General features: G+C 67.8%; 19 protein-coding genes. 16 read left to right on the forward strand and 3 right to left on the reverse strand.

Annotated features, from left to right (window positions below; translation table 11 throughout):
- Positions 1 to 96: 96 nt before the first annotated feature.
- The gene (locus CA982_RS05630) at positions 97 to 573 is read right to left on the reverse strand and encodes a hotdog fold domain-containing protein (protein WP_086534380.1); all 477 of its coding nucleotides are present in this window, start codon (positions 571 to 573) and stop codon (positions 97 to 99) included.
- A 405-nt stretch (positions 574 to 978) separates the two neighbouring features.
- On the opposite strand from CA982_RS05630, the gene rpsJ reads away from it, so the two are divergent.
- The 13 genes from rpsJ to CA982_RS05695 all read left to right on the forward strand — a co-directional run bounded on the left by rpsJ (position 979) and on the right by CA982_RS05695 (position 8,868).
- Positions 979 to 1,284 carry a 30S ribosomal protein S10 gene (gene rpsJ, locus CA982_RS05635; RefSeq protein ID WP_003938093.1) on the forward strand — a complete coding sequence of 102 codons (306 nt, stop codon included), beginning with the start codon at positions 979 to 981 and terminating at the stop codon, positions 1,282 to 1,284.
- A 19-nt stretch (positions 1,285 to 1,303) separates the two neighbouring features.
- Positions 1,304 to 1,957 carry a 50S ribosomal protein L3 gene (gene rplC / locus CA982_RS05640; RefSeq protein WP_086534381.1) on the forward strand — a complete coding sequence of 218 codons (654 nt, stop codon included), beginning with the start codon at positions 1,304 to 1,306 and terminating at the stop codon, positions 1,955 to 1,957.
- Between the two features lie 14 nt (positions 1,958 to 1,971).
- Complete coding sequence (rplD, locus tag CA982_RS05645) at positions 1,972 to 2,661, forward strand: 50S ribosomal protein L4 (RefSeq protein WP_167383333.1); 690 nt, start codon at positions 1,972 to 1,974, stop codon at positions 2,659 to 2,661.
- Between the two features lies 1 nt (position 2,662).
- Positions 2,663 to 2,968: a 50S ribosomal protein L23 gene (gene rplW, locus CA982_RS05650; RefSeq protein ID WP_086534383.1), complete on the forward strand. Its 306-nt coding sequence runs from the start codon at positions 2,663 to 2,665 to the stop codon at positions 2,966 to 2,968.
- A gap of 30 nt (positions 2,969 to 2,998) precedes the next feature.
- Positions 2,999 to 3,835, forward strand: coding sequence for a 50S ribosomal protein L2 (rplB, locus tag CA982_RS05655; protein ID WP_086534384.1), 837 nt, complete (start codon positions 2,999 to 3,001; stop codon positions 3,833 to 3,835).
- Positions 3,836 to 3,852: 17 nt separating this feature from the next.
- Positions 3,853 to 4,134 (forward strand): 30S ribosomal protein S19, encoded by a 282-nt coding sequence (rpsS, locus tag CA982_RS05660; RefSeq protein WP_004020551.1) that lies wholly within the window; start codon positions 3,853 to 3,855, stop codon positions 4,132 to 4,134.
- Positions 4,134 to 4,544, forward strand: a complete 411-nt coding sequence (rplV, locus tag CA982_RS05665; protein WP_004020550.1) for a 50S ribosomal protein L22 — start codon at positions 4,134 to 4,136, stop codon at positions 4,542 to 4,544. The genes rpsS and rplV overlap by 1 nt, the downstream gene beginning before the upstream one ends.
- A 2-nt stretch (positions 4,545 to 4,546) precedes the next feature.
- On the forward strand, positions 4,547 to 5,353 hold the full coding sequence (gene rpsC / locus CA982_RS05670) for a 30S ribosomal protein S3 (protein ID WP_004020549.1): 807 nt from the start codon (positions 4,547 to 4,549) through the stop codon (positions 5,351 to 5,353).
- 3 nt (positions 5,354 to 5,356) lie between these two features.
- Complete coding sequence (gene rplP, locus CA982_RS05675; protein ID WP_086534385.1) at positions 5,357 to 5,773, forward strand: 50S ribosomal protein L16; 417 nt, start codon at positions 5,357 to 5,359, stop codon at positions 5,771 to 5,773.
- Positions 5,773 to 6,006, forward strand: a complete 234-nt coding sequence (gene rpmC / locus CA982_RS05680) for a 50S ribosomal protein L29 (protein WP_004020547.1) — start codon at positions 5,773 to 5,775, stop codon at positions 6,004 to 6,006. Before rplP ends, rpmC begins: the two co-directional genes overlap by 1 nt.
- A complete protein-coding gene (gene rpsQ / locus CA982_RS05685) occupies positions 6,003 to 6,293 on the forward strand; it encodes a 30S ribosomal protein S17 (RefSeq protein ID WP_086534386.1) in 291 nt (96 codons plus the stop codon). The genes rpmC and rpsQ overlap by 4 nt, the downstream gene beginning before the upstream one ends.
- 203 nt (positions 6,294 to 6,496) lie before the next feature.
- Complete coding sequence (locus tag CA982_RS05690; RefSeq protein ID WP_086534387.1) at positions 6,497 to 7,768, forward strand: sensor histidine kinase; 1,272 nt, start codon at positions 6,497 to 6,499, stop codon at positions 7,766 to 7,768.
- Positions 7,765 to 8,868, forward strand: coding sequence for a hypothetical protein (locus CA982_RS05695; protein ID WP_086534494.1), 1,104 nt, complete (start codon positions 7,765 to 7,767; stop codon positions 8,866 to 8,868). Before CA982_RS05690 ends, CA982_RS05695 begins: the two co-directional genes overlap by 4 nt.
- Before the next feature lie 2 nt (positions 8,869 to 8,870).
- Here the strand turns inward: CA982_RS05695 and CA982_RS05700 are convergent, their stop codons facing one another.
- Entirely contained in the window at positions 8,871 to 9,251 is a 381-nt protein-coding gene (locus tag CA982_RS05700; RefSeq protein WP_086534388.1) for a GNAT family N-acetyltransferase, read from the reverse strand.
- A complete protein-coding gene (locus CA982_RS05705; protein ID WP_086534495.1) occupies positions 9,248 to 9,745 on the reverse strand; it encodes a phosphoribosyltransferase in 498 nt (165 codons plus the stop codon). The genes CA982_RS05700 and CA982_RS05705 overlap by 4 nt, the downstream gene beginning before the upstream one ends.
- 357 nt (positions 9,746 to 10,102) lie before the next feature.
- On the opposite strand from CA982_RS05705, the gene CA982_RS26825 reads away from it, so the two are divergent.
- From CA982_RS26825 to CA982_RS05720, 3 genes are read left to right on the forward strand one after another with little or no spacing between them, the layout of a single operon-like run.
- On the forward strand, positions 10,103 to 11,611 hold the full coding sequence (locus CA982_RS26825) for an ATP-binding cassette domain-containing protein (RefSeq protein WP_244176141.1): 1,509 nt from the start codon (positions 10,103 to 10,105) through the stop codon (positions 11,609 to 11,611).
- A 1-nt stretch (position 11,612) separates the two neighbouring features.
- Complete coding sequence (locus tag CA982_RS05715) at positions 11,613 to 12,440, forward strand: ABC transporter permease (protein WP_086534389.1); 828 nt, start codon at positions 11,613 to 11,615, stop codon at positions 12,438 to 12,440.
- Positions 12,440 to 13,306 (forward strand): ABC transporter permease, encoded by an 867-nt coding sequence (locus CA982_RS05720; RefSeq protein WP_086534390.1) that lies wholly within the window; start codon positions 12,440 to 12,442, stop codon positions 13,304 to 13,306. The genes CA982_RS05715 and CA982_RS05720 overlap by 1 nt, the downstream gene beginning before the upstream one ends.
- Positions 13,307 to 13,678 lie beyond the last annotated feature (372 nt).

Raw genomic sequence — 13,678 nt, forward strand, 5'->3', positions numbered from 1 at the left:
GCACTCCGGTGCCGCTGGTGCGCTGGCACACCGGGCGGAGGCATCCTCCCACCCTAGGAGCCGCCCGACGGGACGGCACCCCGGGCGGGGCCGCCGCTACTTCGGCGTCACCCAGGTGGTGATGTCGCAGTGCACGACCTCCACACCCTTGGTGTCGACAATGCTCACCGACACGGTGACGTCGGTGCCGGCGGTGATGGCGTCGAAGTCGACCGGCTCGGCGAGCCGCGCCTCGGCGGTCAGCCGCGTCGTCGCCTTGGTGAGGTAGCTCGTCTGCATCGCCTTCGGGATCCAGCGGTGGGATGTCCGTGTGGTGGCCTCCATCAGCATCCCCATCGCGGCCTCGGCGAGGTTGCAGGCGGCGATCGCGTGGAAGGTGCCGATGTGGTTGTGTACACCGAACCAGTTGGGTGCGGTCACCTTGCAGTAGCCCGGCTCCATCTCCTGCACGAGCGGGAGGACGGTACCGAAATAGGGGACCTTCGCGACCATGCCGAGCGAGAAGAGGACGTTTCCGACCGGATTGGCGGGCAGCTTCTTGCGCAGGGCGAAGGTGGGGTTCGTGGAACTCATGGCGGTATCTTACTCATGAGTCAGGTATGGGCCCGCCCGCGACCGTCGGCGCTGATTTGATCGTGCTCCCGACCTGATGCATACTGTTCGGGTTGCCTTGACCGGCGGACGCAGGTTGTGCCATGTGCCAGACCCGCGAACGCGATCAGGTGAATGACTCCCAGGCCCGGTCTACGGGGACTGGGCGTGTAACGCGTGCGCCGATACCGGCTCACGGTCACGACACGCCCGACCGCGGGTGCCGGGGCACACCGGCTCGTACCAGGTGCGAGCCAACGTACAACGACAGATGAACAGCGTCGATTGCCGTATCTCACACGGTGGTCATGTGCTCAGCCGGCGAGAGCTCGGTCCCGATCACGCGGTGTTTGTCTGTCGAGAACAACTGACGGAAGAGGACACAGCGTGGCGGGACAAAAGATCCGCATCAGGCTCAAGGCCTACGACCACGAGGCGATCGACGCTTCGGCGCGCAAGATCGTGGAGACCGTGACCCGTACCGGGGCACGCGTCGTCGGCCCGGTGCCATTGCCCACCGAGAAGAACGTGTACTGCGTCATCCGTTCGCCGCACAAGTACAAGGACAGCCGCGAACACTTCGAGATGCGTACCCACAAGCGACTCATCGACATCCTCGACCCGACACCGAAGACGGTCGACGCGCTCATGCGCATCGACCTCCCGGCCAGCGTCGACGTCAACATCCAGTAGGACGGGGGCGAGATACATCATGAGCAATCAGAGTTCGACCAAGGGAATCCTGGGCACCAAGCTCGGCATGACCCAGGTCTTCGACGAGAACAACCGCGTCGTGCCGGTCACGGTCATCCAGGCCGGCCCGAACGTGATCACCCAGCTCCGCACCGCGGACCGGGACGGCTACACCGCCGTCCAGCTCGCCTACGGCGCCATCGATCCCCGCAAGGTGACGAAGCCGGTTGCCGGCCAGTACAGCAAGGCCGGGGTCACCCCGCGCCGCCACCTGGCCGAGATCCGCGTCAACGACATCAGCGACTTCGAGGTCGGTCAGGAACTGACCGCCGAGATCTTCGCCGATGGCGCGCTGGTCGACGTGACCGGCACCTCCAAGGGCAAGGGCTTCGCCGGCGTCATGAAGCGTCACGGCTTCGCCGGCCTGGGCGCCAGCCACGGCGTCCACCGCGTGCACCGCGCACCGGGCTCGATCGGTGGCTGCGCCACCCCGGGTCGCGTGTTCAAGGGCATGCGCATGGCAGGCCGCATGGGTAACGACAAGGTCACCACGCAGAACCTCACCGTCCACAAGGTGGACGCCGAGGCCGGTCTCCTGCTGATCAAGGGAGCGATCCCGGGTCGCAAGGGCGGCGTCGTGATGGTTCGCGATGCAGTCAAGGGTGGTGCCTAGAAATGAGTGACACAGTGAGCACCGATACCGCCGCGAAGTTGACGCTGGACGTCAAGACCGCCGACGGCAAGACCAACGGAACCGTTGACCTGCCCGCCGCTCTGTTCGACGCCCCGGCCAACATCGCGCTGATGCACCAGGTCGTCGTGGCCCAGCAGGCCGCGGCACGCCAGGGGACGCACTCCACCAAGACCCGCGCCGAGGTGCGCGGCGGTGGCGCCAAGCCGTACCGCCAGAAGGGCACCGGCCGCGCACGTCAGGGCTCGACCCGCGCGCCGCAGTTCGCCGGCGGTGGCACCGTCCACGGCCCCAAGCCGCGCGACTACAGCCAGCGCACCCCCAAGAAGATGAAGGCCGCCGCCCTGCGCGGTGCCCTGAGCGACCGCGCTCGCAACGAGCGCATCCACGTGATCACCGAACTGGTCTCCGGGCAGAAGCCCTCGACCAAGTCGGCACGTCAGTTCCTGGAGGCACTCTCCGATCGCCGCAAGTTCCTGGTCGTCCTCGGCCGCGAGGACCTGACGGCGTGGCTGAGTGTGGCCAACCTCGACAACGTGCTGCCGATCGCGCCGGATCAGCTCAACACCTACGACGTCCTGGATTCGGACGAGGTGGTGTTCAGCGTCGAGACGCTCAATGCCTTCATCGAGCAGAACACGGCGGATGCCAAGGCTGCCGTCGAGAAGACAGCAGAGGAGGCCTGACATGGCGACCGTTGCAGACCCGCGCGACATCATCCTGGCGCCCGTGATCTCGGAGAAGTCCTACGGGCTCATGGAGGACAACGTGTACACCTTCCTGGTGCACCCGGAGTCCAACAAGACCGAGATCAAGATCGCGATCGAGAAGATCTTCGGTGTCAGCGTTGCCAGCGTCAACACCGCGAACCGACAGGGCAAGCGCAAGCGGACCCGCTCCGGCTACGGCCAGCGCAAGTCCACCAAGCGCGCCATCGTGTCGCTGACCGCAGACAGCAAGCCCATCGAGATCTTCGGGGGCTCGGTCAGCTGACCGGGGCGCCCAGAGAAGGACTAGAGACTCATGGCTATTCGTAAGTACAAGCCGACGACCCCGGGTCGTCGTGGGGCCAGCGGCTCCGATTTCGCGGAGGTCACCCGTGACCATCCCGAGAAGTCGCTGGTGCGTCCGCTGCACGGGCGTGGTGGCCGAAACGCTCACGGCCGCATCACCACTCGTCACAAGGGTGGCGGCCACAAGCGTGCCTACCGTCTGATCGACTTCCGTCGTCACGACAAGGACGGCATCAACGCCAAGGTCGCCCACATCGAGTACGACCCGAACCGCACCGCGCGGATCGCGTTGCTGCACTACGTGGACGGCGAGAAGCGCTACATCATCGCGCCGAAGAACCTGAAGCAGGGCGACATCGTCGAGAGCGGCTCGACCGCCGACATCAAGCCCGGCAACAACCTGCCCCTGCGCAACATCCCGACCGGTACCCAGATCCACGCCGTGGAGCTGCGTCCGGGCGGTGGAGCGAAGATGGCCCGCAGTGCGGGTTCGTCGATCCAGTTGCTCGGCAAGGAGGGCACCTACGCCACGCTGCGTATGCCCTCCGGCGAGATCCGTCGTGTCGACGTGCGCTGCCGCGCCACCGTCGGCGAGGTGGGCAACGCCGAGCAGAGCAACATCAACTGGGGCAAGGCCGGCCGTATGCGCTGGAAGGGCAAGCGCCCGACCGTCCGCGGTGTCGTGATGAACCCCGTCGACCACCCGCACGGTGGTGGTGAGGGCAAGACCTCCGGTGGTCGCCACCCGGTCAGCCCGTGGGGTAAGCCCGAGGGCCGCACCCGCAAGAACAAGGCCAGCGACAAGCTGATCGTCCGTCGCCGTCGTACCGGCAAGAACAAGCGATAACAGGAGGAGGTAAGAGAATGCCACGCAGCCTCAAGAAGGGCCCGTTCGTCGACGACCACCTCCTGAAGAAGGTGGATGTCCAGAACGAGAAGGGCACCAAGCAGGTCATCAAGACCTGGTCCCGTCGTTCGACCATCATTCCCGACTTCATCGGTCACACCTTTGCCGTCCACGACGGACGCAAGCACGTGCCGGTGTTCATCTCGGATTCGATGGTCGGGCACAAGCTGGGCGAGTTCGCCCCCACCCGTACCTTCAAGGGTCACATCAAGGATGACCGGAAAGCGAAGCGCCGGTAATGACTACGCAGACCGATAATCCGACAGCAAAGGCGACCGCCAAGTTCGTGCGCGTCACGCCGATGAAGGCTCGTCGTGTCCTGGACCTGGTCCGCGGCAAGAACGTGGACGAGGCCCTCGACATCCTGCGGTTCGCACCGCAGTCGGCGTCCGAGCCCGTCTACAAGGTCCTGGCAAGCGCCGTCGCCAACGCGGAGAACAACCTGGATCTGGATCGCCGGACCCTGGTCGTCGCCACCGCATTCGCCGACGAGGGGCCGACCCTCAAGCGCTTCCAGCCGCGCGCACAGGGTCGCGCGTTCCGTATCCGCAAGCGCACCAGCCACATCACCGTGGTCGTGGAGAGCTTGCCGGAGAAGGCAGCCGGCGGCCGTGGCCGTTCGCGTCAGCCGAAGAAGAAGGGAGCCTAGTAGTGGGCCAGAAAATCAACCCGCACGGCTTCCGTCTGGGCATCACCACCGACTGGAAGTCGCGGTGGTACGCCGACAAGCAGTACGCGGACTACGTCAAAGAGGATGTCGCCATCCGCAAGCTCCTCTCCACGGGGCTCGAGCGGGCCGGCATCGCGAAGGTGGAGATCGAGCGCACCCGTGACCGGGTTCGCGTGGACATCCACACCGCGCGTCCGGGCATCGTCATCGGTCGCCGTGGCGCCGAGGCCGATCGCATCCGCGGCGACCTGGAGAAGCTGACCGGCAAGCAGGTCCAGCTGAACATCCTCGAGGTCAAGAACGCCGAGTCCGAGGCCCAGCTGGTGGCCCAGGGCGTCGCCGAGCAGCTGAGCAACCGTGTGGCGTTCCGCCGTGCGATGCGCAAGGCGATCCAGTCGGCGATGCGTCAGCCGAACGTGAAGGGCATCCGGGTCCAGTGCTCGGGTCGTCTGGGCGGCGCAGAGATGAGCCGCAGTGAGTTCTACCGCGAGGGTCGCGTCCCGCTGCACACGCTGCGCGCCGACATCGACTACGGACTCTACGAAGCCAAGACCACCTTCGGCCGCATCGGCGTGAAGGTGTGGATCTACAAGGGCGACATCGTCGGTGGACGTCGTGAGCTGGCTGCGGCCGCTCCGGCAGCCGAGGATCGCCGTCCCCGCCGGCCCAGCCGGCCCCGGCGTAGCGGTGCCTCGGGCACCACTGCGACGAGCACCGACGCCGCTCGCGCGGCCGAGGCCGCTCCCGCCGAGGCCACTGCTGGTGCGGCTGAGAAGCAGGAGGGCTAGGCCATGTTGATCCCCCGTCGGGTCAAGCACCGCAAGCAGCACCACCCCAGCCTCAAGGGGCAGGCCAAGGGCGGCACCAAGGTGACGTTCGGCGATTACGGCATCCAGGCCCTGGAAGGCGCGTACATCACCAACCGTCAGATCGAGTCCGCTCGTATCGCGATCAACCGGCACATCAAGCGTGGCGGCAAGGTCTGGATCAACATCTTCCCGGACCGCCCGCTCACCAAGAAGCCGGCCGAAACCCGCATGGGTTCGGGTAAGGGTTCCCCCGAGTGGTGGGTCGCCCCGGTCAAGCCGGGTCGCGTGCTGTTCGAGATGACCTACCCGAACGAGGAGACCGCTCGCGAGGCCCTGCGTCGCGCGCAGCACAAGCTCCCCATCAAGACCAGGATCGTGACCAGAGAGGAGCAGTTCTGATGGCACTCGGAGTTGCTGCGAACGAGCTTCGTGAGCTCAACGACGCTGATCTGGTCGATCGCCTGAAAGAGTCGAAGGAAGAACTGTTCAACCTTCGGTTCCAGATGGCCACCGGCCAGCTCGACAACAACCGTCGCCTGCGGACCGTGCGTCGCGAGATCGCGCGTATCTACACCGTCATGCGCGAGCGGGAGCTGGGCCTGGCGTCCGGACCGGATGGTGATGACGCATGAGTGAGGACCAGAAGGTGACCGAAACCCAGACCGAGGAGCGCGCACGCCGCAAGGAGCGCATCGGCTACGTGGTCAGCGACAAGATGCAGAAGACCATCGTGGTCGAGCTGGAAGATCGTAAGAGCCACCGGCTCTACGGCAAGATCATCCGGACCACGAGCAAGGTCAAGGCCCACGACGAGAACGGCGATGCCGGCGTCGGCGACCGTGTGCGGATCATGGAGACCCGCCCGCTGTCGGCGACCAAGCACTGGCGCCTCGTCGAGGTGCTGGAGAAGGCCAAGTAGGCCCTCTCCCAACGAGATCTACCGCGACCGGCCCGTTCCCCATGGGGGAGCGGGCCGGTTTCGTCTGTCCGATCCCTGGGGGCTCCGGAGCGTGTGGGTTCCGATCCCTGAGGAGCTCCGGAGCGTGCGGAGGAGCGTCACGAAGGGTGTGGTCCCAACGGGGGATTGACCGGCTGAGCCGGGCGGTGTGAGGGTGAGATGCGATGCCCACCACCGATCTCGCGAGCGGCGATTCCCGCGCCCGACCCGCCTGGGTGCGGCGCGCATTCGAATCCGACTCGGTGGAGCCGGACCTGGACCGCGTGCGCCGGGTGGGTGCTCGATTCCTCGGACTGGGGTTCATCGGCTACCCGGTGGTGTCCGCCGCGTCGATACTCGCCTCGGCGTCGCTCACGGACGCCTGGTGGCCTCCGCTGAGCATCCTGCTGTCGGTCGGACCCGGGATCCTGTTGATCGCGGCGACCTTCCGGCCGGGCACCGCATGGCTCACCCCGCTGGCACTGACCTCGTGGGTCGGCTACGTCCTGGGACTCGTGCTGTGGTTCGTGGCCTGGAACGGCACGACACTGGCCGATCCGGGCGACTCTGCCCAGTGGATGGTCGCCTTCTGCGGCATGCCGAGCATGGTGCTGATGCTCGTGCGTCCGCGACTCGCCGTGGTCGCTCTCATCGCGTCCTCGACACTCGCGCATCTCTCCCAGCAGCTCGGCCGATTCGGCGAGGTGACCTCCGACGCGCCGATGGAGGTCATGTGGTCGCTGATGTTCACCGGCGTCTTCCTCGCGGTCGTGCTCGTGGCCACACGGACCGGGCGCGAACTCGACGAGACGCGCGAGGAGACCTACCGCACTGCGGCGAATGTCGCCGCCGCCTCGGCGCGCGAGGTGGAGAAGGAGCGGTTCGACGCCATCGTGCACGACCGGGTGATCGCGTCCCTGCTCGCCGTCCGGCCCGGGCGTCCGGATGATCGGCTGGCGACGCAGGCGGCCTCCGCTCTCGAGGAACTCGCGCGGGTGCCGGGATCGGACGGTCCCGACGCCGCGACCGATGTCGAGGTGATCCGCCGCATCCGGTCGGCCGCCGCGGACGTCTCGGAACGATTCGACGTCGAGGTGGTGGTCGGCGAGACGGGCGGTGACGCGGACGGCCACGACGTGGGGTCCGGGACGGCCACGTATCCGGCCGAGGCGCTCGACGCGGTCGTCGAGGCGATGTCGGAGGCGTTGCGCAACGTCGTCCGTCACGCCGGGGATGACGCCGAGTGCGCTGTGATCGTCCGGTTCGCACCCGACTCGCTGAGCATGGCGGTCGTCGACAACGGGGTCGGTTTCGATCCCGAGACGGTGGCAGTCGGCCGGCTCGGCATCGCCGTCAGCATCCGTGGTCGTCTCGCCCGGCTACCGGGCGGCCACGCGCGGGTGCAGAGCCGCCCGGGGCGCGGGACCACGGTGCAGATCCTGTGGGAGCGGCCGTGAGACGCGATTGCACCCGGGGAACCGACGGCGCCGACCGCGGGGAGGTCGTCAACGCGTTCGGGATCGGCTCGCGGCCCCTCTGGCTGATGATGGGCGTCTTCGCCTGCGGGTACTTCCTCGTCACGTTGTACGCCGACTCGACCGTCACCGGGTGGTGGCAGTGGATCGGGTTGTTCGCCGGGTTCGTGTTGTTCGTCGTCGCGGGGGTGACGATTCTCGACTCACCAGGGGATCCGCTGCCGACGCCGACGACCCTCGCCGTCGCCGGGCTGGCCGTCTCGGCAGTCGCGGCGACACTGTTCTCGCTGCCGTTCCCGCCGACGCACGTGATGCAGACCGGGCCGCCGATGGGTGCGTCGGTGGTCATCCTGGCGTTCGTCGCGGTACGCGGCCGCCCGCTCGCCGCCTGGCTCGCGAGCGGCTGCATCTCGGTGATCGCGACCGTGTGGGGCGCGGTCTCGACGGCGGGTGCCCTGTGGGGACTGTCCATCACCCTGCCCGGTTACGCGATCATGATCATGGGTTCCCTGTTCTCGGTCATGCTGCGCCCGATGGCCCGCCAGATCTACGAACTGCGGGAGGCCAACGAGCGTCAGGTGGCGCTCGACGCCGCCGCGGCGGCCGCGACCGAGGTGCGGGACCGCCGACTCGCCGCCCTCGACGAACGGGCCCGCCCCGTCCTCACCCGGATCGCCCGCCGCGAGTCCTTCAGCGCGGACGAGGTCGTCGTGGCCCGCCTGCTCGAGGCGCAGTTGCGCGACGGCATCCGGGCGTCCGGGCTCGATCTCCCCGTGGTCCGGGATGCTGCCTGGCGCGCACGCCGGCGCGGGGTGCACGTGGTCCTGCTCGACGACGGCGGGCTCGCCGCCCTGGACGATGCGAGTGCGGCAACGGCGCGCGAACGGCTCGCCCTCGCCGTCGCCGCCCTGCTGGACGAGGTCGACGACGGACGGGTGACGGTCCGCATCCAACCGCCGGGGCGCGAGATGCTCGCCTCGGTCGGGGTGGACGCCGGTCATCGCACCGACCGGATCGAGTTCGACCACCGCGTGATCGTCGCCGCCGACTCGGCGCGGGAGACACCTGCCTCGGGCGGATGAGGTCAGGCGGCGCCGCTCCGCAACCACTCGAGGACGGCGGGCGTGACGGGTGCGGTGGCGTCGGCGTACTCCGGGTGTTTCTTGAGGAACGCGGCCACCAGCGGGCACACACCCACGATGGTGAGGTCGCGTGCGCGGGCGTCGTCGAGGGCTTCGCGCACCAGGATCGTCGCGAGGCCGCGTCCGCCGAAGTCGGGGTCGACTTCGGTGTGGAAGAACACCCGCGCCGTCGTCGGGGCGTCCGGGGTGCCGGAGACACGGTCGCGGTACTCGGCGAAGCCGGCCAGTGCCTCACCGCCGGGCGCATCCACGTGGATGTCGTAGCGGCGTTCGGCGGGATTGTCGCGCACCGTGGTCTCGGCGCCGGTCTTGTCCGCGGTCATCGCTGCACCGCCACGATCGGTCCCTGCACGGACCAGGGGAAGTTGATCCACTTGTCGGTGGTCCGCCAGGTGTAATCGGGGATCGTGATGGTGTGCGGCTTCTTGTAGAGAACTGCGTTGCGGACCTCGGCGACCCGGCCCTGCTCCTGGCAGAAGTCGTTGACCAGTTTGAGGGTCTTGCCGGTGTCGGCCACATCGTCGACGACGAGTACCCGCTGGTCGGTCAGGCCGCTCGACTCCAGGAGCGACGGCAGCATCACCGGTTCGGACAGTGTCTCGCCGACGCCGGTGTAGAACTCGACGTTCAGCGAGATCATCAGCTTGCAGTCCAGGGCGTAGGCGAGAGCGCCGGCCGGGATCAGGCCGCCGCGGGCGATGCCGAGGATGATGTCCGGGATGAACGCGTCGTCGGCGACCTGCTGGGCGAGCTCGCGGCAGGCCACGCCGTTGAGCTCCCAGGTGAGGACCTCGCGCTCGGGGGATGTGGTGGTCATGGGGACACTCTTCCAGAGCGTGCGCGGCGGCGGGTGCCCGAAGTCGATGTCGGCGCGGCCGTGTGGTCGGCGTCGGTCGGCCGGTACACGGCCACGAGACGTCGAGAGTGGTGCGACGACGAGAAAGGCCACGTCATCCGCGGGCCCCGGACACGACGTAACCATTCGACCCCGGCCGCGCGACATATTCGTGAAGGACAGACCGAGTCAAATTCGTCGGGAACTCTGATTCGTGCGTAAGTTTGTTGTCGTGGATGCCTAGCGTCAGATCCTTGTCGCCGTCCCATCGGTGGCCGACGACGTGTGACGCTCAGGCTGTCCATGCTGCCGCCCTGTTGTCGACGCGTAGAGGAAGACATGTCCGAGGCCAGTGGTCAGCGACCGTCCGTCGCCTCCTACGCGCCGCGTCATCAACGGCAGGATGCGCCTCTCCCGCCGCTGCCCGAAGATCCGTTCGTGCTGCCGGATCCGGTCGAGGAACAGCTGCGACGCTGGCGCGCCGAGCGTTCGAACCCCACCGTCGACGACACCGCGCCGGTCGATCCCTCGGCCAATGGCCATGTGACGACCCCGTCCGCCGATCCGACGCGCGCGGGCATCCCGCCGGCCGACCCGGCGAGCACGGAGTCCGAACTCACCGATTCCGGGCCGGTCGACGCCGCGCCCGCGGTGGCCACGCGTTCCCCCGAGCCGCAGGACCCGCCGGCCGTGCGTGCCTATGCGGCCCCGTCCGCTCCGCCGGTCGCGCCGCGCCCGCCCTTCGAACGCAACGGTCACGTCGTGCGGCCCGCACCGAACGGTGCCGCGGGACAGGTGGTCCCGGACTGGCAGACCGCCGCCGTCGACGGGTCGGAGTCGCAGACCGTGGCGATCCCGGTCCCCGAACGCGTGCGGGAACCGGCGGCCGGTGACCCCGCGGGCACCGCCATCGAGGCGAGGAACCTGCACAAGAAGTTCAAGGACATGGTCGCGGTCGAGGACGTGAGTTTCACCGTCCCCGCGGGAAGCATCGTCGCGTTGCTCGGACCCAACGGCGCCGGCAAGACCACCACGGTGAACATGCTCTGCACCCTGCTCAAGCCTGACGGCGGGAGCGCCACGGTCAATGGTCACGACGTCTCGCACGACGCGGCCTCGGTCCGGAAGTCGATCATGCTCACCGGCCAGTTCGCCGCCCTCGACGAGGCGTTGACGGGTCGCGAGAACCTGGTCCTGTTCGGCCGGCTCCTGGGCCTCGACAAGACTGCCGCGCGTGCGCGCGCCGACGAACTGCTCGATGCGTTCTCGCTGACCGACGTCGGCGGCAAACGCGTCCGCGAGTACTCGGGCGGTATGCGCCGCCGGATCGATATCGCCTGCGGACTGGTCACCGCGCCGAGGATCGTGTTCCTCGACGAGCCGACGACGGGGCTGGATCCGCGCAGCAGGCTGGAGGTGTGGTCGCTCGTCGAGAAGCTCCGCGACTCCGGTGTCACCATCCTGCTGACCACCCAGTACCTCGAAGAGGCCGACGTCCTGTCCGACAACATCGTCGTCATCGACAAGGGCCGGGTCATCGCCGAGGGAACCTCCGACGAGCTGAAGGCATCGACCGGTGCGGCCTACTGTGAGGTCACGCCGGCGGATCCCGCCGACCGTGTCCGACTCCGCGACACCCTGGCCGACCTCGTCGGCGATCACGTGCAGAACGCCGACGACCACTTCGTCGCGGTACCGGCCCCCGATGGTCCGGAGACGCTCGTCGAGGTCATCCAGCGCACCGCAGCCGCGGGTATCCCACTCTCCGACGTCGCGATGCGTCGGCCTTCGCTGGACGAGGTGTTCCTGGCGTTGACCGACCCACGGCGGGACCGGAGCTCCACCTGACATGACGACTTCTGACGTACTGCGATCGGGGGCGACGTCGGGGGCGGCGACGACCGCGCTGATCGAGCCGCGGGTCCGACCCGTGCAGCAGTGGTGGGCGCTGTCCGGACGCGGGATCTCCAAGGTGTTCCGGGGCGGCGAGGTCATCTTCGCCTTCATCTCGCCGGCCTTCCTCGCGGTGTGCTTCTATCTCCCGCTGCGGAGCATCGTCGAGGTCGCTCCCGGCATCAACTACGGCCAGTTCCTGATGCCCATCATCGTGCTGCAGTCGGTCAACTTCGCCGCGTCCTCGGCGGCGATGCGGGCGGCCTTCGACGGCGTGCAGGGGATCAACACCCGCTTCCGGGTGATGCCGATGTCCCCGGTCATCCCGATGCTGGCGCGGACCGCGACCAACGGTGTGCTGCTGGTGATCTCGCTCACGTGCGCTGCTGTCGCCTGTTTGATCATCGACTGGCGCCCGGGGGGTGGGTTCTGGGGCACCGTCGGCCTGTTCGGTCTGGCGTTCCTGATCGGAGCGCTGTTCTCGTGGGCGGCCGACGGTCTCGGTCTCGTCGCCGGCAGCCCGGAGGCCACCAGCCAGGCCCTGGCCCTGCCGACGCTGATCCTCGGCATGATGTCCACCGGGTTCGTTCCGCTCGAGCAGTTCCCGGAGTGGATTCAGCCGTTCGTGCGCAACCAGCCCATCTCGCAGTTCGCCGACTCGATGCGCGCTCTCGACGCGGGGACCGCCACCTGGCACCAGTTGCAGCCGTCGCTGTGGTGGTGTGCGGGGCTGGCCGCGACCGCGCTGCTGTTGCTGGCCGTCAGCACCCGGAGGACCCGCTGATGAGCGCCGCCGGGGTGGGCCTGTCCACCGGGGAACCGACCGCACAGCGGCACTTCCTGACGACCGCGGCTACCGATGTGCCCACGGAATCGTCGTTCCGGGCGTGGTGGCGGCAGAGTCTCCCGCTGGCGGGCCGGCAGATCGTGGTGTTCGTCCGCGATGTCCCGACGCTGATGCAGGCGTTGCTCTTCCCGGCGCTGAGCATGCTCATGTTCAAGGTCGTGCTGGGCGACGCGATCGGCTCGGCGACCGGTCAGAACAGTGCATACGGCACCGTCCCGCTGGTGATCCTCGTCGGCGCGATGTTCGGATCGATCGCCTCGGCGACCCGGCTGAACCGGGAACGGGCGACCGGTTTGCTCGCCCGGTTGTACGTCCTGCCGATCCACCGGGCGGCAGATCTCACCTCGCGGGTGATGTCCGAACTGGTGCGCATCCTGGTGACGACGCTCATCCTCCTGGCCGCCGGCCACCTCATCGGCTTCCGGTTCACCCAGGGGCTGGGTCCGGCGATCGGGCTCGTGCTGGTCGCACTCGCCTACGGCACCGCCTTCGCGACCCTGACGCTCGCCCTCGCCGTCAGCGCGCGCCCGGGTGCGCCGATCGTGCCGTATCTCGGTCTGGCCTCGAGCCTGCTGATGTTCTTCAACTCCGGCTTCTCACCGATCAGTGCATATCCGGGGTGGCTGCAACCGATCGTGGCGAATCAGCCGATGACGCCGGCTATCGAGACGATGCGGGCGTTGGCGGCGGGTGGACCTCTCGCGGAGAATCTCACGAAAGTCGCGGTTTGGACCGTGGTGATTCTGGTCATTTCCATTTATCCGGCTCTTCGCGGTTATCGGAAAGCCGCGAGGGACCGATGATCGCGAACCGATCCCATACCGTCGGGGTAACGAATGACACCCGGTATGGCCCCAATGCGGGCGACGCCGAGTGTGCCCTCACCCTCCGGCGGCGCATCGGCGCTGGTCAGCGGCCCGTGTACGGCGGAAGGCGGTTCGCGGGTGCCGTCACCTCGCCGCGCGTGGACACGCCCAAGGGCGTAACAAGGAAGGTGGGTACGGCGATGGCATTCACAGAGGCTGGCCCTGCATCCCGGTTTCATGAGACCCCCTCGCGTGAAATAGCATGGAGATTCTGTGTCGGCGTCCGATGTGGAGGGTCTGAACGATTACCAACGGCAGTGTCGTGAGGTCTAATCGACTGCAGGACTAGCGAGGGAGTGTTCAGAGGAC

The sequence above is a fragment of the Gordonia lacunae genome (assembly GCF_002149015.1).
Taxonomy (GTDB): domain Bacteria; phylum Actinomycetota; class Actinomycetes; order Mycobacteriales; family Mycobacteriaceae; genus Gordonia; species Gordonia lacunae.

Excerpts from the sequence above, each read along its gene's own strand:
- CA982_RS05630 (WP_086534380.1), bottom strand. The coding sequence starts at position 573 with ATGAGTTCCACGAACCCCACCTTCGCCCTGCGCAAGAAGCTGCCCGCC.
- rplC (WP_086534381.1), top strand. The coding sequence starts at position 1,304 with ATGAGCAATCAGAGTTCGACCAAGGGAATCCTGGGCACCAAGCTCGGC.
- rplW (WP_086534383.1), top strand. The coding sequence starts at position 2,663 with ATGGCGACCGTTGCAGACCCGCGCGACATCATCCTGGCGCCCGTGATC.
- rplB (WP_086534384.1), top strand. The coding sequence starts at position 2,999 with ATGGCTATTCGTAAGTACAAGCCGACGACCCCGGGTCGTCGTGGGGCC.
- rpsS (WP_004020551.1), top strand. The coding sequence starts at position 3,853 with ATGCCACGCAGCCTCAAGAAGGGCCCGTTCGTCGACGACCACCTCCTG.
- rplV (WP_004020550.1), top strand. The coding sequence starts at position 4,134 with ATGACTACGCAGACCGATAATCCGACAGCAAAGGCGACCGCCAAGTTC.
- rplP (WP_086534385.1), top strand. The coding sequence starts at position 5,357 with ATGTTGATCCCCCGTCGGGTCAAGCACCGCAAGCAGCACCACCCCAGC.
- rpmC (WP_004020547.1), top strand. The coding sequence starts at position 5,773 with ATGGCACTCGGAGTTGCTGCGAACGAGCTTCGTGAGCTCAACGACGCT.
- rpsQ (WP_086534386.1), top strand. The coding sequence starts at position 6,003 with ATGAGTGAGGACCAGAAGGTGACCGAAACCCAGACCGAGGAGCGCGCA.
- CA982_RS05690 (WP_086534387.1), top strand. The coding sequence starts at position 6,497 with ATGCCCACCACCGATCTCGCGAGCGGCGATTCCCGCGCCCGACCCGCC.
- CA982_RS05700 (WP_086534388.1), bottom strand. The coding sequence starts at position 9,251 with ATGACCGCGGACAAGACCGGCGCCGAGACCACGGTGCGCGACAATCCC.
- CA982_RS05705 (WP_086534495.1), bottom strand. The coding sequence starts at position 9,745 with ATGACCACCACATCCCCCGAGCGCGAGGTCCTCACCTGGGAGCTCAAC.
- CA982_RS26825 (WP_244176141.1), top strand. The coding sequence starts at position 10,103 with ATGTCCGAGGCCAGTGGTCAGCGACCGTCCGTCGCCTCCTACGCGCCG.
- CA982_RS05715 (WP_086534389.1), top strand. The coding sequence starts at position 11,613 with ATGACGACTTCTGACGTACTGCGATCGGGGGCGACGTCGGGGGCGGCG.
- CA982_RS05720 (WP_086534390.1), top strand. The coding sequence starts at position 12,440 with ATGAGCGCCGCCGGGGTGGGCCTGTCCACCGGGGAACCGACCGCACAG.